General features: G+C 68.6%; 13 protein-coding genes and 2 pseudogenes. 13 read left to right on the top strand and 2 right to left on the bottom strand.

What is annotated here, in order from left to right:
- Positions 1–439: 439 nt before the first annotated feature.
- The 12 genes and pseudogenes from ABT115_RS10210 to ABT115_RS10150 all read left to right on the top strand — a co-directional run.
- Complete coding sequence (locus ABT115_RS10210; protein WP_351786336.1) at positions 440–1,471, top strand: 2,5-dihydroxypyridine 5,6-dioxygenase NicX family protein; 1,032 nt, start codon at positions 440–442, stop codon at positions 1,469–1,471.
- 34 nt (positions 1,472–1,505) lie between these two features.
- Positions 1,506–2,777, top strand: coding sequence for an FAD-dependent oxidoreductase (locus ABT115_RS10205; RefSeq protein WP_351786334.1), 1,272 nt, complete (start codon positions 1,506–1,508; stop codon positions 2,775–2,777).
- Positions 2,778–2,871: 94 nt separating this feature from the next.
- Positions 2,872–4,275 (top strand): MFS transporter, encoded by a 1,404-nt coding sequence (locus tag ABT115_RS10200; protein ID WP_351786331.1) that lies wholly within the window; start codon positions 2,872–2,874, stop codon positions 4,273–4,275.
- A 59-nt stretch (positions 4,276–4,334) separates the two neighbouring features.
- Positions 4,335–5,183, top strand: coding sequence for an FAD binding domain-containing protein (locus ABT115_RS10195; protein ID WP_351786327.1), 849 nt, complete (start codon positions 4,335–4,337; stop codon positions 5,181–5,183).
- Positions 5,180–7,552 carry a xanthine dehydrogenase family protein molybdopterin-binding subunit gene (locus ABT115_RS10190; protein ID WP_351786324.1) on the top strand — a complete coding sequence of 791 codons (2,373 nt, stop codon included), beginning with the start codon at positions 5,180–5,182 and terminating at the stop codon, positions 7,550–7,552. The genes ABT115_RS10195 and ABT115_RS10190 overlap by 4 nt, the downstream gene beginning before the upstream one ends.
- Complete coding sequence (locus ABT115_RS10185; protein WP_351786322.1) at positions 7,549–8,088, top strand: (2Fe-2S)-binding protein; 540 nt, start codon at positions 7,549–7,551, stop codon at positions 8,086–8,088. Before ABT115_RS10190 ends, ABT115_RS10185 begins: the two co-directional genes overlap by 4 nt.
- Positions 8,079–8,747, top strand: a complete 669-nt coding sequence (locus ABT115_RS10180; protein ID WP_351786320.1) for an SRPBCC family protein — start codon at positions 8,079–8,081, stop codon at positions 8,745–8,747. The genes ABT115_RS10185 and ABT115_RS10180 overlap by 10 nt, the downstream gene beginning before the upstream one ends.
- Positions 8,744–10,309, top strand: a complete 1,566-nt coding sequence (locus ABT115_RS30865) for an isochorismatase family protein (RefSeq protein ID WP_502969058.1) — start codon at positions 8,744–8,746, stop codon at positions 10,307–10,309. The genes ABT115_RS10180 and ABT115_RS30865 overlap by 4 nt, the downstream gene beginning before the upstream one ends.
- Positions 10,310–10,426: 117 nt before the next feature.
- On the top strand, positions 10,427–11,197 hold the full coding sequence (locus ABT115_RS10165; RefSeq protein WP_351786318.1) for a maleate cis-trans isomerase family protein: 771 nt from the start codon (positions 10,427–10,429) through the stop codon (positions 11,195–11,197).
- 36 nt (positions 11,198–11,233) lie between these two features.
- Complete coding sequence (locus ABT115_RS10160; protein ID WP_351786315.1) at positions 11,234–12,388, top strand: XdhC family protein; 1,155 nt, start codon at positions 11,234–11,236, stop codon at positions 12,386–12,388.
- Between the two features lie 76 nt (positions 12,389–12,464).
- Entirely contained in the window at positions 12,465–12,944 is a 480-nt protein-coding gene (locus ABT115_RS10155; protein WP_351786312.1) for a MarR family winged helix-turn-helix transcriptional regulator, read from the top strand.
- A 267-nt stretch (positions 12,945–13,211) separates the two neighbouring features.
- Positions 13,212–13,411, top strand: a pseudogene (locus ABT115_RS10150) (mycothiol transferase); the annotation flags it as partial.
- An 89-nt stretch (positions 13,412–13,500) separates the two neighbouring features.
- Here the strand turns inward: ABT115_RS10150 and ABT115_RS10145 are convergent.
- Positions 13,501–14,153: pseudogene (locus ABT115_RS10145) on the bottom strand (TOPRIM nucleotidyl transferase/hydrolase domain-containing protein).
- A 293-nt stretch (positions 14,154–14,446) separates the two neighbouring features.
- Here ABT115_RS10145 and ABT115_RS10140 point away from each other — a divergent pair.
- Positions 14,447–18,655 carry a carboxypeptidase regulatory-like domain-containing protein gene (locus ABT115_RS10140; protein ID WP_351786310.1) on the top strand — a complete coding sequence of 1,403 codons (4,209 nt, stop codon included), beginning with the start codon at positions 14,447–14,449 and terminating at the stop codon, positions 18,653–18,655.
- 119 nt (positions 18,656–18,774) lie between these two features.
- On the opposite strand, the gene ABT115_RS10135 is transcribed toward ABT115_RS10140, so the two are convergent.
- Entirely contained in the window at positions 18,775–19,716 is a 942-nt protein-coding gene (locus ABT115_RS10135; RefSeq protein ID WP_502969064.1) for a formylglycine-generating enzyme family protein, read from the bottom strand.
- Positions 19,717–19,878 lie beyond the last annotated feature (162 nt).

Below are 19,878 nucleotides of genomic sequence, written 5' to 3'. Positions count from 1 at the left end.
ATGACATCGGGGCCCTCCTCAGAGGCAGCATGCACGGCGGGAACCAGCCATCGGAAGACACCCTGGGCACATAGTCCGGATGCGGATGAATGAGATCCGAGCATGTATGACTCCCTTCACGCAAGGTTCCGTGCCCGTTTCATTCAACGCCCGGTCACATGTGACATCCGAGGGGACGGGATGGATACGCGAGAAAGTCCAGGTCAGGCCAGTATGGCACCGCAGTGTGATGTAAATCACCATGAAGGGTCGTATCAATGTCGACGCCAGCCTCTTGTCGGGGCGAGATCGTACGTGCTCGGATTAATTCCGTCAGCGGCGTTCCAGAGCACTGCAACCAAGGCGTCGACATCTGTCCGCATGGCTGGATCCAGGCCCCCTCACTCGCACGCCCGGGCCGTTCGATCACCGTTTCCCGTCCATCGCTTAGGAGCGAGACATGCTCGACCTCACCTCCGTTGATCTGCTCGACGCGTTCACCCGCGAGCTGAAGCTGTGCAAGCTCCGGCCCGACGAGCACGTCGTCGTCCTGTCCGAGCCGACCAGTCGCGGTGACTACGTGGCGGCCGCGTTCGGTGCGGCGAAAGCCTGCGGCGCGCACGTCATCGCCGCCACCGTCCCCGGCGGCAACCCGTCCCCCGCGGACAGCACCCGCACCGGCGCCGGGCCCGGCCTGACTGCGGTGCTGGACGACTCCACAGCGCAGGAGCTGCTCAAGGCGGCCGACCTGGTCGTGGATCTCACGCGGGAGGGCTTCATCCATGCCCCCCTGCAGCAGGAGATCCTGCGGGCGGGCACCCGCATCCTCTTCGTCTGTGACGCCCCGGACGTCCTCATCCGGAACCTGCCCAAGGAGGAGGACAAGGCGGAGGTCCTCAAGGGTGTGGAGCTGTTGAAGAGTGCATCCGTCATGCGGGTGACATCCGAGGGAGGCACTGACCTTGTCGTCGAACTGCCGGGCTCCAAGCCTGAGTTCCAAGTGGGCTTCGCCGACGACCCGGGTCGCTGGGACCACTGGCCGAGCACCATGGTGCTGTGCTGGCCGCGACTCTCCGACGGCAGGATTGTGCTGGCAGAGGGCGACATCCTGCTGCCGTTCAAGGAGTACGTGCGTCAGCCGGTCACCTTGGAGATCGCGGGCGGACACATTGAGAAGGTTTCCGGGGGAGCCGAGGCCCGGCTGCTGAACACGTTCTTCGAGGACGCGAACGACCAGTGGGCGCGGAGCCTGTCCCACATGGGCTGGGGCCTGATGCGGACCGCCGACTGGTTCGCCACCGCCCTGTACGGCAAGGAAGAGCTGATGGGCATGGACGCGCGGGCGTTCGCCGGGAACTTCCTGTGGTCCACCGGCCCGCACCCCGTGCTCGGCCGTGAGTCGTACGCGCATCTCGACATCGCCATGCGTGGCTGCACCGTCTCTGTCGACGGCCAGGAGGTCGTCACCGCGGGCCGACTCGTCGACTTCTGACACCTCTTGCCGCACCTGCATCTGGAGAGAACACATGCGATCTACTCAATCGTTCGAAGTCGTCATCGTCGGAGGCGGGCTCGGCGGGATGACCGCCGCGCTGTCGCTACGGCAACGAGGCCTGAGAGTCACCGTGTTGGAGCAGGCACCGCAGTTCGGCGAGATCGGTGCCGGCATCCAGACGGCACCCAACGCAAGTCGGATCCTGCTCGGACTGGGGCTGCGCAAGCAACTCGAGGCCATCCGCACCGAGCCCCAGGACCAGGTGCGGCGGAGGTGGAAGGACGGCAGCATCGTCGGGTTGACCGAGCTCGGTGACTTCTGCAAGAAGCGTTACAACGCGCCGTACTGGCACTACCACCGCGCCGATCTGCATCAAGTCCTCACGGACGCCTGCATCGATCCGGCCGGACCCGGACCCGTCGTCGAACTGCGCACGGCCTGCCGGGTCGTCGAACTGGACCGCAGCGATCCCCGCCGCCCGATCGCGGTGACCGAGGGCGGCCGGCGCTTCGCAGCCGACGTAGTGATCGGCGCCGACGGCATCCGTTCCCGCGTCCGCGACCTCATGGGCCTGCCGGACACCCTGGAGTTCTCAGGGGAGATGGCCTTCCGAGCCCTGATCCCCGGCGACCTCATCGCCGCGGACCCGGCGACCCGTTTCCTGATGGACCGGTTCCAGAGCACCATCTGGTACGGCCCCGGCCGGCACCTGGTCCACTACATGATCCGCGGCGGCGAGTACCTCAACGTCGTCGGTTGTGTCCCGTGCACGGACGAGGTCGCCGAGAAGTGGACCGTCACCGTCGATGCCGACACGCTCGTGAACGCGTACTCCGACTGGGACGACCGCGTCGCGGCGTTGCTGTCGAAGGCCAAGGACGACGTCCTGGCCTTCGCCCTCTACCACCGCCGCCGCGACCCGGTCTGGGTGGACGGCCGTGCGGCCCTCATGGGGGACGCCTGCCACGCCATGCTGCCTTACCAGGCCCAGGGCGCCTCCCAGGCCATGGAGGATGCCGCCGTCCTCGCCGAGGAACTGGGCCGCGTCACCGCCGACGGCATAGAGGCCGCGCTGCGCCGCTACGCCGACCGGCGCGCCAAGCACGCAGGCATGGTCCAGGAGGCGTCTTTGCAGAACAAGACCTTTTACCACTACCCGGACGGCACCCAGCAGGAGGCCCGGGACGACCTGCTCAGGCGCGGCTTCGACGGCGAGTCCGACGTCTCCTACCACTGGCTGTGGAGCGGCACACCGCTCAACGACCCGGACCTGGGTGCCTACGACTACCGCTTCGCCCGCTGACGGAACCAGCCTGCGCTTGCCCGCTCCCCAGCCCTGGTACCCCCGGTGTCCGCTCCGCGCGGGCGCGTCCCCCTCCAACACCCGTGGAGTGAACGTGAAAACAGGCGACCAGATTGTTCAGGACCTCCCCTGGAGATGGGGAGTCCAAGGCAAGATTTTCATCATCGGCGGCCTCGGCTACCTGTTCGACGCCTACGACATCGCCCTCAACGGCTTCCTCATGCCGCTGCTGGGTGGGCACTTCGATCTCACGCTCTCCGAGCGCGGCCTCGTCGCCACCTCCAACCTGATCGGCATGGCCGTGGGCGCGGTGGCCTGGGGCGCCGTCGCGGACCGCATCGGCCGCAAGAAGGCGTTCAGTATCACGCTGCTGATCTTCGCGCTCTTCTCCGTGGTCAGCGCCCTCGCCCCGAGCTACTCGGTCTTCCTGGCCCTGCGCTTCGTGGCCGGCGTCGGACTCGGCGGATGTATCCCCGTCGACTACGCACTGGTGGCGGAGTTCTCCCCGAAGAAGTACCGCGGGCGTGTCCTTACCGCGCTGGACGCGTGGTGGCCGGTCGGTGTGACGCTGTGCGGTCTGGTGTCGACGGCCATGCTGACACTCGACAACAACTGGCGATGGATGCTCACCACTATGACCGTCCCGGCACTGCTGCTGTTCTGGGTACGCCGAGGCGTCCCCGAGTCGCCGGTCTACCTCAGCAAGAAGGGCAGGGAGACCGAGGCACGTGCCGTCATCGATGATCTGGTGGCCCGCACCGGAGCGCCGGTCGAGCCGTATGTCATACCTGCCCCTGTCGAGGACGCCGGGGCCACTGGACCCAGAGCGGCCCTCGAACAGCTCCGAGACGTCTGGAAGTTCAGCCCACGGATCACCTCCGCCGCCTGGCTGCTGTTCGCAACCGTCATGCTGGTGTACTACGCGGCGCTGAGCTGGATGCCGTCGATCCTCAAGACGGAAGGCCTGGGCGACACGGCCGCCTTCATGAGCACCACGCTGATGAGTGGCGTCGGCATCATCGGTGTCCTGACGTCCACCGTGCTGGTGGACCTGGTCGGCCGGAAGTGGCTCATCGGTGTCACGGCCCCGTTGGCCTCCCTGGCGCTGGTCACGTTCGCGCTCCTGTTGGACATGCCGACAGGATCCGTGGTGGCCATAGCGGTCTTCGGTTTCCTGATGCAGCTGGCCATCCCGGCCCTGTACGCCTACGTGTCCGAGTTGTACCCGACGCTGCTGCGGGCCAGCGGTTTCGGCTGGGCGTCGTCCTTCAGTCGGGTGCTCACCGGCTTCGCACCGCTGCTGTTCGGCTCGGTCATGTGGCCGCTGCTGGGGCTGCCGCTGACCTTCGCGGTGCTGGCTCTGACTGTGGTGGGGGCCGTCGTCTGGATGGCGGTCGCAGCTCCCGAGACGAAGGGACGGGCACTGGACGGCGGCACCGAGGACGCTCCGGGAGCCCGACCGGTCCCGGTACCGGCATCCGATCAATCGGTGCTCTGAGGGCGCGCACCGACTGACCGGGCACACTTTGCCCGCCGACTCCGTACGACAGGAGAGACATGAAGCCGGCTCCCTTCCGCTACCACCGGGCGCGCGACGTCGAGGACACCACAGCGCTCCTCGCCGAACTGGGCGAAGACGCCAAGGTCATCGCCGGCGGCCAGAGCCTGGTCGCAATGATGAACTTCCGGCTGGCCCGCCCGGCCCACCTGGTCGACATCGGCTGCCTACGTGAGCTCGATCATCTCGGGGTCGGCGCCGAAGGTGAGCTGCGCATCGGGGCGCTCACCACTCATCACACGGTGGAGATCTCCCCGCCGCACAAGCTGGGAGCGGGTTTCGACATCATCCGCGACGCCATGGCGTGGATCGGCCATGTGCCGATCCGTACCCGTGGCACGGTCGGCGGCAGTATGGCCCACGGCGACTCGACCGCCGAGTGGTGTCTGCTCGCCGTACTGCTGGACGCCGAGTTCGTGGCCCAGAGTTTGCGCGGCCAACGCCGCATTCGGGCCCGGGAGTTCTTCTTCGGCTACTACACGACCGCTTTGGACGCCGACGAGATCCTTGTCGAGATCGTCTTCCCGCGTCCCGCGCCTCACGCGGCGCTCACTGAGTTCGCCGAGCGCCGCGGGGACTTCGCCATCGTGTCGGCCGCCGTCGACCTGGACTCCGACGGCCGGGCCGTCCACGGCGGTCGAGTTGCCCTCGGCGGTGTGGCCGCGAAGCCGGTACGGGTCCAGGAGGCGGAGGCGGTGCTGGCCGCCGGCGGCTCCTTCCGTGACTGCGCGGAGGCGGCAGCGGCAGCCGTGGACCCTCCGGGAGACGCCAATGGCAGCACCCAGTACCGCAAGCACCTGATCCGCACTTTGGTCGAGCGCGCCTGTGAGGAGGCGATGTCCCGGTGAAATCCGCCAAGGACGACCGACTGGTCGGCAGGGCGGTGGCCCGCCGCGAGGATCCCCGACTGCTGACCGGGCACGGCCGTTTCGTCGACGACGTCGAACTGCCCGGCATGCTGCACGCCCAGTTCGTCCGCAGCACGGTCGCCCACGCGGTGCTCACCGAGGTCGATCTCACTCAGGTGCGCCAAGTGCCCGGTGTCGTCGCCGCGTTCACCGCCAAGGACCTCGACCTGGGCGACATCACAGCCCAACTCGGACGCCCGCTCACCGAGTTCGTGCCCACTGCGATGCCCGTCCTTGCCCGCGACCGGGTCCGTTACGTCGGCGAGCCCATCGCCATCGTCGTCGCCGTTGACCCCTACGCCGCCGAGGACGGCCTGGAGGCGGCCAAGGTGACGTACGAGACCCTCACACCCGTCACCTGTGAGGATCAGGCCCTTGCCCCCGGCGCCCCGCTGGTGCACGAGGAGGCCACGCACAACACCCTTGTCGACGTCTCCCTGTTCGCCACCGAGGGCATCGACGAGATCTTCGACAACGCCCCCTGCGTCGTCCGCGTGGAGGCGAGGACCGGCCGGCAGAACGCGTTGCCGCTCGAGACCCGCGGGGCGGTCGCGCACTGGGATGGCCGCGAGGAACAGCTCGTCCTGCACACCTGCACCCAGGTCCCGCACCAGGTGCGCACCGTCGCCTCGCGCTGTCTGCGGCTCGACGAGCGCGCGGTGCGCGTGATCGTCCCCGACATGGGCGGCGGATTCGGCCTCAAGTGCGTGGTCGGCCGCGAGGAGATCGCCACCGCGGCGGCTGCTCTACGACTGCGTCGACCCGTCAAGTGGATCGAGGACCGCAAGGACGCCCTGTCCGCGTCCTTCCTCGCCCGCGAACAGCACTACACCGCACGCGCCGCCTTCGACGTCGACGGTCGGATCCTCGGCCTCGACGCGGACGTGGTGTGCGACATGGGCGCCTACTCCTGCTACCCGTTCACAGCCGGCATCGAGCCGTTGATGGCCTCCGCCGAGATGCCCGGCGTCTACAAGGTCCCCGCCTACCGGGTACGCGGCCGGGCCATCACCACCAACAAGGCGCCCACCGCCCCCTATCGGGGCGTGAGTCGCCCGCAATACGTGATGGTCGTCGAGCGGCTCATGGAAAGCGCCGCCCGCGAACTGGGCCTGGACCCGGTCGAGATCCGACGCCGCAACATCATCACCGAGTTCCCGTACACCGGCGTCAACAAGATCACCTACGACCCCGGTTCCTACCTCGAATCCCTCAACCTGTGCGAGCAGGCACTGAAGGAGGCGGGCTGGTACGGCCGGCAGGCCGCCGCCCGAGCCGAAGGACGACACATCGGCATCGGCTACAGCTGCTTCAGCGAACGCACCGGCTACGGCTCCACCGCCTTCGCGGCGCGCAAGATGGAGGTCGTCCCCGGGTTCGACCTCGCCGAGGTCCGCATGGACACCAGCGGCGCGGTCACCGTCACCAGCGGAACGATCAGCCACGGGCAGAGCCACGAGACGACCATGGCGCAGATCGTCGCCGACGCGCTCCATGTCGACATCGCCAAGGTCAAACTCCACCAGGGCGACACCGATCGCATCACCTACGGTTGGGGCACCTTCGCCAGCCGTTCGATCACCGTCGGCGGCAGTGCCGTGCGCCTGGCTGCGGCCAAGCTGGGCGACAAGCTCCGCGCGATTGCCGCCGCCGAGTGGGGCATCCCCCCGGAAGAGACCGAATTGGACCGGGGCGGGGTGCGCCGCCGCGATGACCCGGACGCAGTACTGACCCACGAGCACCTGGCCGAAACCGCGTACCTCAAATCCCACCTGCTGCCCAAGGACATCGACCCCGGCCTCACCGCCACCGCCGCCTTCGACGTCTTCAACGACGGCACCTTCTCCAACGCCACCCACGGCGTCGTCGTCGAACTGCACGAGGGCACCGGCCAGGTGGAGATCCTCGCGTACGTCTGCGTCGAGGACTGCGGTGTGGCGATCAATCCGCAGGTCGTGGAAGGCCAGTGCCGGGGCGGCATCGCCCAGGGCATCGCAGGGGCGCTCTTCGAGCAGGTGACCTACGACGGGCAGGGCGAGCCGTCGGCCACCAGCTTCATGGACTACAAGGTCCCCACCGCCCACGAGATCCCCGATGTCACCATCCACCACCTGGAGACCCCGTGCGCCTTCACCGAGACCGGGGCCAAGGGAGCCGGGGAGGGCGGCACCATCGGGGCCCCGGCCGCCGTACTCAACGCCGTCAACGACGCGCTGCGCGCCACCGGCGTCGAACTGGACAACACCCCCATCACACCGGAGACGGTCCACCGCGCCCTGACCTCGCCCGCACTGGAGCAGACACCATGAACGACACCGACAGCCTGGGCGACGACGTCCAGCTCCTCACCCTCGACGTGAACGGCACGTCGTGCGAAGTGATCACCTCGCCGCGCCGCACCCTGGTGGACGTGCTCCGCCACAACCTGCGGCTGACCGGTACCCACGTCGGCTGCGAGCACGGCATCTGCGGAGCATGCACCGTGCTCGTCGACGGGCTCCCGGTGAGGGCCTGCCTGATGTTCGCCGCACAGGCGGAGGGAACGCAGATCACCACCGTCGAGTCCCTTGCCGACCCCGGCACCGGCGAACTCGACGATCTGCAGCGGGCTTTCACCGAACACCACGGCCTGCAGTGCGGCTTCTGCACCCCCGGCTTCCTGATGCTCGCCCAGGGCTTCCTTACGGAGCGGCCCGAGGCAACCAAGGAGGAGATCCGGGAGGTCGTCGCCGCGAACCTGTGCCGGTGCACCGGCTACCAGACCATCGTCGAGGCGATCGACGCCTGCGCGACCGCCCGGCGCGCCCAGCGGGCCGCGGGCACCGAGGAGACATCATGCAACTGATCAACACCGTCCACGTCAAAGCCGCGCCCGACGCGGTGTTCGCCCTGATCAGCGACGTGCAACGAGTGGCGTCCTGCATGCCGGGCGCCACTCTCACGGGCCGTGACAAAGATGCCTGGCGCGGTGCCGTGAAGGTCAAGGTGGGCCCGATCACGGCCGCCTACGCCGGCAGCGTGCGCTTCCTGGAGGTCGACGCCGAGAAGCGGTACCTGCGTGTCCACGCCAGTGGCGCGGACACGCACGGCAGCGGCGACGCCGAGGCCGAGGTCCGTGTGGAGGTGCTCCCGGCCTCGGACGGTGCGCAACTGAACCTCACCACCGACCTGGTGATCCGTGGCAAGATCGCCCAGTTCGGCAAGGGCGCCATCGCCACCGTGTCGGACCAGATCCTCCAGCAGTTCGCCCGGAACCTCGGAGACCTCCTCCTCGCCCAGGGTGATGCGATGGTTCTCCCGGCCACCGCGGCCGCACCTCCCAGCCCGTCCGCACCCGTGGCCGGCACGGCTCCCGGTACATCCGCCGCCAGGGCCGCCACGCCCTCCGCCGAGCTGAACGGGCTGTCGCTGATCGCCGGCCCGCTGCTGAAGAAGTACGGGCCGGTCGCCGCCGCTTTCCTCTTCGGGTTCTTCCAGGGCCGACTCCTGGGCAGGGGCCGATGAGCAGGGGAATCTACGGTGCCAGCACCGATCACACCTACACGAAGGCCGGTTTCGGCGCCCCGGTCCGGCGTGGCAGCCGTCCGGCGATCGTCGTGGTGGACCTGACCCGGGGCTTCACCGAGGACTCGTATCCCTCGGGCGCCGACCTGACCGGTGTCGTGGTCGCGACCACCCGCCTGATCGAGGCGGCACGCCCGGCCGAAGTACCGGTGATCTTCACTGCCATTGCCTACACCGAGGCCGAGTCGTCCGGCGATTCGATCGCCTGGCTGCGCAAGGCACCGGGGCTGCGCGAACTGGTCGAGGGCAGCGACGCGGTGGCCATCGACCCCCGACTGCCCATGCGGCCCGGACACGACCTGCTGGTGGTGAAAAAGGGAGCCTCCGCGTTCTTCGGCACCCACCTCGGCGCCACCCTGACCGCACTCGGCTGCGACACCGTCGTGGTGTGTGGTGCCACGACCAGCGGCTGCGTACGGGCCACCGCTGTAGATGCCGTCCAGTCAGGCTTCCCGGTGCTGGTACCCCAGGCCTGCGTCGGCGACCGGGCCGACGGACCAGCCGAGGCGGCGCTCTTCGACATCCAGGCCAAGTACGGCGACGTCATCAGTCTCGACGACGCCATCGGCTACGTCAGCTCCCTGTCCGGGCCGACCGCCCCCCCGTACCACCCGACGCGCACACTCTTGAGGAGGAATCCTGTGTCCCAGCGATCGGTCCTGCAGTCCGGACTCGCCGACCTCGCCGCCACGCCCGCCACCAGCAGATGGGTCCGTTCCGGCGGCCTTCGGCTGCATGCTCTCGACTACGGCGGCGACCTGCCCCCGCTGGTCGTCCTTCCCGGCATCACCAGCCCCGCGATCACCATGGACTTCGTCGCCCGTGAACTGACCGATCTGGTCAGACCCGTGGTGCTGGACGTACGCGGCCGCGGACTGTCGGACGACGGCGAGGGCTATGGGCTGGAGGACTACGCCAAGGACACCGAAGCTCTCATCACCGGACTGGGACTCGAACGGCCGTTGCTGCTCGGCCACTCCATGGGCGCGCGGATCGCAGCCGTCGTCGCGGTGCGGGCCAAGGTGGTCCTACGGGGGACGGTCCTGGCCGAACCGCCGATGAGCGGCCCGAGCCGCGGACCGTACCCCACCGGTCTGGACGCTTTCCTTCGGCAGCTGTCCGAGGCCCGGCGTGGCACAGATGCCGATGAGGTAGCCCTCTCCTGGCCCGACTGGCCGAGGCGCGAGCAGGAACTGCGGGCGCGCTGGCTGTCCAGCTGCGCCGAGGAGGCCATCGCGGCCACGCACCACGGATTCGAGCACGAGGACTTCTTCGACTGGTGGCCGCGTGTACCCGAGCCCGCGCACCTGATGTACGGCGCCGACAGCCCGGTCGTGACCGACGCGGGGGTGCAGGAGGCCACCGTGAGCAAGGCGTCGGCCTCGCTGCACCAGGTCCCCGGAGCCGGGCACATGATCTTCTGGGACGCCCCGGCGACCGCTCTCACGGCCCTGCGTACGGCTCTGAGCACCATCCTTGTCCCGGCCTCGCACTGGCCCTGATGCCGCGGCAGGCAACGGGGCGAACGTTGCCTGCCGAGCCACAAGCCCCACCCACGCCGTGACGGCGGGCCACGTCCGAGTGACGACGCCGCACACTCAACCGGAGGACCCCACCCCATGACGGACCATCACATCGGCCTGATAGTGCCCAGCTCCAACCTGACGATGGAAGCCGAACTGCCGCGCATGCTGAACGCCCGCGAGGCCGTCGAACCCGATGACCGCTTCGTGTTCCACAGCAGCAGAATGCGGATGAAGCATGTCACCCCCGAGGAGCTGCGCGGAATGAACGCGCAGACCGAGCGGGCCGCCCTCGAACTGGCCGATGCCCGACCCGACGTCGTCGCCACCGCCTGTCTGGTCGCCATCATGGCCCAGGGACCGGGCCACCACTGCGTGGCGGAGGCCGAGATCACCTCCGCGCTGCGCGCCGAAGGCGCCAAGGCTCCAGTGGTCTCCAGTGCCGGTGCCCTGCTCAGCGGCATCAGTGCTCTCGGCGCCAGGCGGGTCGCCGTCATCACGCCGTACATGAAGGAACTGACCGCCCGGGTCGTTGCCTACATCGAGGACGCCGGCGTCGAGGTGGTCGACGCGCTCAGCCTCGAAGTGCCCGACAACCTGGCGGTCGCCCGCCTCGACCCCGCCGATCTGCGCGAGCACTGGCGGCGCCTCGACCTGCGCCGGGCAGACGCCCTGGTGCTGTCGGCGTGCGTGCAGATGCCGTCCCTCGCGTCGATCCAGCCGGTGGAGGACGAAGCCGGATTGCCCGTGCTGTCGGCGGCCACGTCGACGGCGTTCAGCATCCTGACGGAGCTCGGCCTGCCCCCCGTCGTGCCGGGCGCCGGAAGCCTGCTCAGCGGGCGGGTGACCGGCTCGACCACGGGCTAAGACCGGAGTGCGGTCGGGTACCAAAGGGAGTGACCCATGCGTGACGTGCTGGATCCGCTGATGTCCTGGTGGGCCGAAGGCAAGGCGTCGGCGTTGGCCACCGTGGTGGCCACGCACCGCTCCGCTCCCCGTCGGCCGGGTGCTTCGATGCTGGTGGGCCCGGCCGCGGAAGCGGTCGGCAGCGTCTCGGGCGGCTGCGTCGAAAGCGCCGTCTACGACCTGGGCCAGGAGGTCCTTGCCGGAGCTCGTCCAGTGCTCCAGCGGTACGGGGTGTCCGACACCGATGCCTTCGCGGTCGGGCTGACCTGCGGCGGCACGCTCGACGTGTTCGTGGAGAAGGTCGATCCGGAGACGTTCCCCCAACTGGGGGAGGTGGCCGCGGCGGTGCGGGCCAGGCGGCCGGTCGCCGTTGCCACCGTGATTGTCGGGCCACGGGAACGCCTCGGTCGCCGACTGGTCGTCTGGCCGGACCGGGTGGCGGGCGGGACCGGCTCGGACCGGCTGGACGGCATCCTGTGCCAGGACGCCCGTGGCCTGCTCGACGCCGGTCGGACCGGTGTACTGCGCTACGGTACAGACGGGCCGTGCCGTAGCGAGGACAGCGAGGACCCGGACGTGTCCGGCGACGGGCTGGAGGTGTTCGTCGAGTCCTTCGCACCGCCACCCCGGATGATCGTCTTCGGTGCCATCGACTTCGCGGCCGCCCTGGCCCGCATGGGCTCGTTCCTCGGCTACCGAGTCACGGTGTGCGACGCGCGCCCGGTGTTCGCCACCGCCGACCGGCTGTCCGGCGCCGACGAGGTCGTGGTCGAGTGGCCGCACCGATACCTCCAGGCCGAGGCGGAAGCCGGGCGGATCGATGGGCGCACCGTGATCTGCGTGCTGACCCACGACCACAAGTTCGACATCCCCCTGCTGCAGGTTGCGCTGCGCCTGCCGGACGTCGGCTTCATCGGCGCGATGGGTTCCCGACGCACCCACCGGGACCGGTGGAACCGGCTCATGGAGGCAAGGCTGACCGAGACCGAGCTGAAACGGCTGTCCAGCCCGATCGGCCTCGACCTGGGCGCCCGGACCCCGGAGGAGACCGCCGTATCCATCGCGGCCGAGATCATCGCCCTCAAGAGCGGCGGCAGCGGACTCCGGCTGACCGAGCGGACGGGGTCGATTCACCACGGTTTCGGCCGTTGACCGAGGGGCTCTCCCGCCGCATTCCGACCACTGCCGCTGTCGCTCGGTCCAGGCCGTGCGTGCTTAAGTAGGCCCTATGACCGACCAGATCCCAACAGCCGAGACCACGCCGGAGATACCCGCTGCTCTGACCGCCGCGCCCGGCTATCAAGTCCGCCGTCTCTACCAGGCATATCTCGCGGTATGGGCGCGCGACGTGGATCCGGTGCTGACCGGCCCGCAGTTCGCGGTACTGCAGGCGGTCGAAGCCAACCCGGGTCGCGACCAGCGCTCCATGGCCGCTGCCGTGTCCCTCGACACATCCACCATGGCCGATGTGGCCCGCCGACTGGAGAACCGCTGCCTGCTTGCCCGCCGCCCCGATGCCGCCGACGGCCGCCGCAAGCTGCTCTACCTCACCGACGCGGGCAGCGAGGCCCTCCGTGGGGCCCGTGACCGGGCACGGGCGCTCGACAAAGTCCTCCTGGAGTCCTTCGACGAGACGGAGCGTGCACCGTTCATGGCCACGCTGCAGGAGCTCGCCGACCACTGGGAGAGGCTGGCGGAGAACTCGTAGCACAACTGTCATGCTTCCGGGGCGAGTTCTGCTCCTGCCCACCAGGATGCCGACTACCGCGACACTCAACGCCACCACCATGGGTACGCGACCGCCCGCACGGCGCGGCGCACGGGGTAACCGCCGCCAGGAGAACGGTTCAGTGATTCGATGCCCCGGCCAAGAGGCTGCCGACCATAGAGCAGAGTCACGCGGGAGATCCGGAGTGAAAGTAGACGTGGACTCCTGCTGGCTGCCACTGGTGTCGGTAGTGGCCTTGCCCTGAGGCTGGTCGAGAGCGCGTTCGCCGGTCTCGCCCGCGAACGGGCGGCAACCGACGCTGCGCTGGCCGAACATTCGGATCTGGGTGCGCGCGTGGATCACGACAACACCTCCATCCGCGAGTTTTGGGTACACAGGAGTACGCCCGCCACTGTGGACACGCCGACCTGCTGCGCGAATGCGTTGACGGCAGGGTGGGGCAATAGCGGACTCGGCCCGCTGGAGGCAGAGTTCGTGATGACGCAGTGCCTGTGCTCTCTGGCGGGGGCCGTACGCCGGCGTTGACGTCGGATTATCAGACGTGGGTGAGGAGGCGCTCCAGCGGCCGGGGAACGCGCTTGAGGTCCAGGTGCGCGACCAGTGCCTGCGCGTAGAGCGCCTTGCGACCGCTGTGCGTTCCCATGAAGCGCCGCAGCTGGTGTTCCACGGGCCGTTCCCGCTGTGCCGGCTGGCCCTGGAAGGTGTGGAAGGGGCGCATCTCGCCCTGGGCCTCGATCACCTGCTGCACGCCCTCGGCCCCGACAGCGCGGATCAGCTCGTCCTCCAGGTCGGCGACGCACACATGGAACCCGAGTGTCTCCAGTTCGGCGTGCATGAGACCGGAACCGAGCCCGACCCGCTCAAGATGACGCCGGAAATGCCGCTCCTCGCCGATGTCACAGAGACCGGCCAGCGGGAGGCCGAGCCCTGGAGGGCCGCACACGTCCAGGAAACGCCCGATGTTCGTCGCACCTCCGAGCGGTACTACCGCGACGTTTCTGCACCGAGGTCGCGGCCGTAGCGCGTGGCCAGCGCTTCGAGCGCGACCTGATCACTGTTCCCCTCGACGAGCACGATTGTCCGCACACCGCCGCCCAGCTCCCGTGCCACCGAGGCGGCCGCACCCGCCTCCGATCCGCCGGCCGCCCACGCGGCCAGCGCCAGGCGAAATTGCCTCAACTCGTCCACGAGACCTCACTTTCCGACGTCATCCTGGCACGACCGAGATCCCGTACGCACGCACGTTTCCGGGGGCGATGACTCGACGCGATTCGACATTCGTCGGGCTCGCGCCGGGATCATCCCGACGTTCGACCGATGACGGAGCTGTGCCGCTGGCCGTAAGGTCCGCGCAATCCCGTCACTGCAGCACGCTTGGCCGCGGAAGGGAGTCGCGGTTGAAGAAGTGCGACTGAGCCGAGATCTGCCCTGCTCAAGAATTCACGACTTGGGGTCGCATGCACCCCATAGGAGAGCTGTACATGTCTCATCCCCCGTCCGCGCAATCAACCCGCCTCAGATCGCGTCCGGTCGCGTCAACCACGACGGCCGGACGCCTCTGCGCGCTGATCGTGGCGCTTGCCGTCGCCGCACTCACACTGATCGTTGTGCCGGCCGCGGCCTCAACCTCCGCTCCCTCCGCCAAGAATCCTGTCCCGGCCACGAAGGCCGCCGACTCGACTTCGCCTGGCCAGCACCCCACCAAGCAGGTGTGCGGCAAGCCGTCGAAAGCCGGCGAGATGTCCTGCCTTTCGATGGTCCGCACCGATGTCACCGCGACGAAGGGCCTGCAGCGCGATGCCGCTCCCCTCGGGTTCGGTCCGGCCGACCTGCGGAGCGCGTACAAACTGCCCGCGCCCGGATCCACTGAGACGGTCGCCATCGTCGACGCCTACGACAACCCGAACGCCGAGGCGGACCTGGCTGTTTACCGTCAACAGTACGGGCTTGCGCCGTGTACCACGGCCAACGGCTGCTTCAAGAAGATCGACCAGCGCGGCGGCACGAACTATCCGTCGCCGGACTCCGGGTGGGCCGCGGAGATCGCCCTCGACATCGACATGGTCAGCGCGGCCTGCCCGACCTGCAAGATCCTGCTGGTCGAGGCCGACGACAGCAACCTGGACAACTTGGGTGCGGCCGTGAACCAGGCGGTGGCCCAGGGAGCCAAGTTCGTCTCCAACAGCTACGGCGGCAGAGAAGGTTCCGATCAAACCCAGGCCGACGACGCCTACTTCAACCACCCCGGCGTCGCGATCACCGTCAGCACCGGCGACTTCGGTTACGGCGTCTCATATCCGTCCTCATCGCCGAATGTGACGGCGGTCGGCGGCACCTCGCTGGCCAAGGACACCTCCACCACCCGCGGTTGGACCGAGGCGGTGTGGAGAGGCGCGGGCAGTGGCTGCTCGGATTATGCGTCCAAGCCGTCGTTCCAGAAGGACACCGACTGCGCCCGCCGTACGGTCGCGGATGTGTCCGCCGTCGCCGACCCGAACACCGGTGTCGCGGTCTACCACGGTGGCTGGCAGGTCTTCGGCGGCACCAGCGCGTCCGCCCCGATCATCGCCTCGGTCTACGCGCTGGCCGGGATTCCGGCGACGGGTACGGCCCCGAACTCCTACCCGTACGCCCAGCCGTCCGCGCTCAACGATGTGACCTCCGGGAGCAACGGCAGTTGCACGTCGGCGTATCTGTGCAGGGGCGCGCCGGGTTATGACGGGCCGACCGGTCTCGGCACTCCGAACGGGCTCGCCGCGTTCCGTTCCGGGCCGAACGGCACTGTCACGGGCACCGTCACCGACGGCACGGCTCCGCTGGCGGCGGCCAAGGTCACCGTGGGTGACGTCACGGCGATGACGGACGGGCAGGGGCACTTCACCCTGACCGTGCCACCGGGAACGTATGACGTCAGCGCGAGCAAGTTCGGGTACGCCGGCAAGACCGTGCCGGGTGTCGCGATCGCTGATGGGAAGACGACGACCGAAGACTTCGCGCTGACCGCGAAGCCGCTTGTCGACGTCGTGGGCACGGTCCATGACGGTTCCGGCCAGGGCTGGCCGTTGTATGCGACCGTACAGGTCAAGGACGAGCCGACATCGGTCGCCTACACCGACCCCAAGACAGGGAAGTACACCCTGAGCGTGCCCGCCGGGGCCACCTACACTCTGCAGGTCGACCCGTTGTATCCGGGCTACAAGCAGGGCTCTCAGGATGTTCAGGTGGGTTCGACGGATCTGACGCATGACGTCAATGCATCGGTCGACCCGATGACCTGCAGCGCGCCCGGATACGGCTACCGCTACGCCGGTACCAGCGAGTCGTTCAACAACTTCACCACGCCGTCGGGCTGGACCGTTGATGACAAGGTGGGCAACGGCCAGACCTGGGTGTTCAACGATCCCCGCAAGCGCGGCAACAAGACCGGCGGGTCCGGCAGCTTCGCCATCGTCGACAGCAGCAACTACGGTTACGGAAACTCCCAGGACACGTCGCTGATCAGCCCGGTCATGGACTTCAGTCAGCGAACCCACCCTTCCCTGGTCTTCCGCACCGACTACTACGGCTTCTCGTTCGGCCAGACCGGGGACGTCGATCTCAGCGTCGACGGCGGCCAGACGTGGACCAACGTCTGGCACCACACCAAGGACAGCACCCGGGGGCCGCGGACCGAGGTGGTGGACCTGCCCCAGGCTGCCGGCAAGGCCGACGTCCAGGTACGGTTCCACCTCACCGCCAAGTGGGGGTGGTGGTGGCAGGTTGACGACGTCTTCATCGGCGACCGCACCTGTGACCCGGTGGACGGCGGCCTGGTCGTCGGCCAGGTGACCGACAAGAACACCGGGGCCGGGCTCAACGGCGCCACGGTGACGTCGGCCGACAAGCCCGCGGAGAAGACGACCTCGGCGGCGACGCCGAACGACCCGAACCTGGGCGACGGCTTCTACTGGATGTTCTCCTCGCTCAGCGGGGAGCACAAGTTCACCGCCACGGTGGGGAACTTCTACAGCCCGCAGGACATCACTCTCAACGTCGCCCCCGACCAGGCAACCGACGGCACGGTCGCCCTGCCCGCACCCCGGATCGCGGTCAGCCCGGCCCAGCTCAGCAAGACCGTCGACTGGCAGGGCCGGGGCAGCTCCACCATGACCGTGAAGAACACCGGAACCGCCCCGGTGACCGCCAAGTTCGATGAGCTGCCGGGCGTCTACAAGCCCGCCGCGGCAGCCAAGGGTGCTCCGCTGCAGGAGCTGAAGGGAGATTACAGTCCCCTGCGGTTCCGGCCCGGCAAGACCACGCAGCCGGCGGCCGCCAAGTCCTCGGTGACGCCGTACGCGGCGCCGTGGACAACGGTGGCCGACTACCCCGTGCCGATCATGGACAACGCTGTGGCGACCATCAACGGCAAGGTCTACTCGGTCGGGGGAGTCGACGGCAAGCATATGCTCAGCAAGGCCTACGTCTACGCCCCGGGCGCCCAGGCGTGGAGTGCCCTGCCGAACCTGAGCGTCGCCCGTGAGGCGCCGCAGGCGGCCGCCTACGGCGGCAAGCTCTACGTCTTCGGGGGTTGGGGCGCGGACTCGAATCCGGTGGCCAAGACCGAGATCTACGACCCGCTGACCGGCACCTGGTCCACGGGCGCCGACAACCCGAAACCGTCCGCCGGCGCCGCCGTGACCGTGCTGGGCGGCAAGATCTACATCGTCGGCGGCTGCGCGGCCAACGACTGCGGCAGGACGGATGTGCAGGTCTACGACCCGGCGTCAGACTCCTGGAGTTCGAGCAAGGCCTACCCGGAGTCCATTGCCTGGCTCGGCTGCGGCGCCATCGCGAACAAGCTGTACTGCGCGGGCGGGATGTCGGGCAGGTCCACCACCAAGCACGCCTACAGCTACGACCCGGCGTCCGACAGCTGGACTCCCGTCGCCGACCTGCCGATCGACCTGTGGGCGATGGGCTACTCGGCGCCAGGCGGCAAGCTCCTCGTGTCCGGTGGCGTGACCAACGACTCCAGCACGATCACCAACAGGGGCTACACCTACGACCCGGGATCCAATACCTGGACCGCGCTGCCCAACTCCGTCAGAACTCTCTACCGCGCCGGCTCCGCCTGCGGCTTCTACAAGATCGGAGGTACTACCGGAAACTTCGTCGCCGTCACGAACTCGGAGCTGCTGCCCGGCTTTGACCAGTGCGCTGACACAACTGATGTCTCCTGGCTCTCAGTGGGCAAGACCGGCGTGACACTGCAGCCGGGCGAGAGCGTTGACGTCCCCGTGAGCTTCAACGCGGACATCGCCGAGATCACCCAGCCGGGCACGTTCACCGCGCAGCTCCTGATCAGCGCGAAGACCCCGTACGGGATCGCGCCGGTGCCGGTAACGCTCACGGTGAAACCGCCCAAGACCTGGGGAAAAATCACCGGGACGGTCACCGGAGTCGACTGCACCGGCACGTCGGCGCCGCTGGCCGGAGCAGCCGTGCAGATCACCTCGAAGAATGCGGCGAGTTACACGCTGAAGACCGACAAGAACGGTCATTACGCGCTCTGGCTCGACGTCAGGAACAACCCGCTCAAGTTGACCGCGTCCAAGGAAGGCTGGGCGTCGCAGACCGCATCGGCCGAGATCAAGCCGAGCAAGGCGACCACAGCCGACCTCTCTCTCAAACCCGAGCGCGCCTGCAACTGATCTGACGCTCCGTGCGGGCTGGGCCGGGGCCCGGTCCGCACGGACAGGTGAAGGCACCGCCACCGATCCGATGGCGGTGCCTTCACTCTTGGGGCGGGGGAGCGTCGGGGCGGACGCGGTCAGCCGGAATAGACGCAGCGGAATCCGGTGTGACCGGCGGAGCTGTCGGGGGCGTTGGAGGTGCGGGCGGCGACCCGGTAGCGGTTGCAGTAGGAGGGGTGGCACATGTGGGAGCCGCCGCGCATCACCCGGGTGATGCCGTTGGACGGGCCGGTCGGGGCGATGCGGGTTTCCGGGGTATTGGCGGCGTGCCAGTCGGGGCTGAACCAGTCGAGGCACCACTCCCATACGTTGCCGGTCATGTTGTGGAGTCCGTAGCCGTTGGGGGGAAAGGCGTTGGCGGGGGCGGTTGAGAGGTAGCCGTCCTCGGCGTTGTTGCCGTGGGGGAAGTCGCCCTGCCAGATGTTGCAGAGGTGCTGGCCTTGGGGCGTGAGCTCGTCGCCCCAGGGAAAACGTCTGCGCTCGAGCCCCCCGCGCGCGGCCCGCTCCCATTCGGCCTCGGTGGGCAGCCGCTTTCCGGCCCAGGCGGCGTAGGCGGCGGCGTCGTGCCAGGAGATGTGCACCACGGGGTGGCCCTGACGGTCGTCGATCGAGGAGCCGGGCCCTTCCGGGGCCAGCCAGCAGGCGCCGCGCACGGCGCGCCACCACGGTGCGCCGGGGACGCTGCCGTTGATGACGTGCTTGTGGGCGTCGGGAGGGACGAAGCCGGCGAAGACGTACGACCACTCGAAGTGCTCGGCCTCCGTCACGTACCCGGTAGCCTTGACGAAGTCGGCGAACTCGATGTTGGAGACGGCGGTCGCGTCGATGTGGAAGGGACGTAGCGTCACCTGCCGCACCGGGCCCTCGCCGTCGCCGGGGATGGCGTCGGGGTCGTTACCGCCCATCCAGAAGGGGCCGCCGGGGATGGCGACCATACCTTGCAGGATCTCCTCGCGCTTCCGTACGGGAACGAGGAAAGGGAGTGTGCCCGTCGCTTGCGCCGGCACGGCGGCGGAGATCGAAGTGTCCGACCTGGCAGGCTTGTGGTGCGGGCCGCAGCACGCGCCGCCGCCGGCCAAGGGCAGGGGCGTGCCCGGCGGGATGATGTCGGGCATCGCGGAATCCTTTCTCCGCGGCACGTGGCGGCACGGGGCGGACCGGCGGGCCCGGGGCCGCCGGTG

The sequence above is a fragment of the Streptomyces sp. NPDC001832 genome (genome assembly GCF_040297265.1).
Taxonomy (GTDB): domain Bacteria; phylum Actinomycetota; class Actinomycetes; order Streptomycetales; family Streptomycetaceae; genus Streptomyces.
The sequence above is the reverse complement of the archived record's forward strand: the minus strand, read 5'-3'. Positions and strand labels throughout refer to the sequence as shown.

Excerpts from the sequence above, each read along its gene's own strand:
- ABT115_RS30865 (WP_502969058.1), top strand. The coding sequence starts at position 8,744 with ATGAGCAGGGGAATCTACGGTGCCAGCACCGATCACACCTACACGAAG.
- ABT115_RS10210 (WP_351786336.1), top strand. The coding sequence starts at position 440 with ATGCTCGACCTCACCTCCGTTGATCTGCTCGACGCGTTCACCCGCGAG.
- ABT115_RS10155 (WP_351786312.1), top strand. The coding sequence starts at position 12,465 with ATGACCGACCAGATCCCAACAGCCGAGACCACGCCGGAGATACCCGCT.
- ABT115_RS10195 (WP_351786327.1), top strand. The coding sequence starts at position 4,335 with ATGAAGCCGGCTCCCTTCCGCTACCACCGGGCGCGCGACGTCGAGGAC.
- ABT115_RS10165 (WP_351786318.1), top strand. The coding sequence starts at position 10,427 with ATGACGGACCATCACATCGGCCTGATAGTGCCCAGCTCCAACCTGACG.
- ABT115_RS10140 (WP_351786310.1), top strand. The coding sequence starts at position 14,447 with ATGTCTCATCCCCCGTCCGCGCAATCAACCCGCCTCAGATCGCGTCCG.
- ABT115_RS10205 (WP_351786334.1), top strand. The coding sequence starts at position 1,506 with ATGCGATCTACTCAATCGTTCGAAGTCGTCATCGTCGGAGGCGGGCTC.
- ABT115_RS10185 (WP_351786322.1), top strand. The coding sequence starts at position 7,549 with ATGAACGACACCGACAGCCTGGGCGACGACGTCCAGCTCCTCACCCTC.
- ABT115_RS10180 (WP_351786320.1), top strand. The coding sequence starts at position 8,079 with ATGCAACTGATCAACACCGTCCACGTCAAAGCCGCGCCCGACGCGGTG.
- ABT115_RS10160 (WP_351786315.1), top strand. The coding sequence starts at position 11,234 with ATGCGTGACGTGCTGGATCCGCTGATGTCCTGGTGGGCCGAAGGCAAG.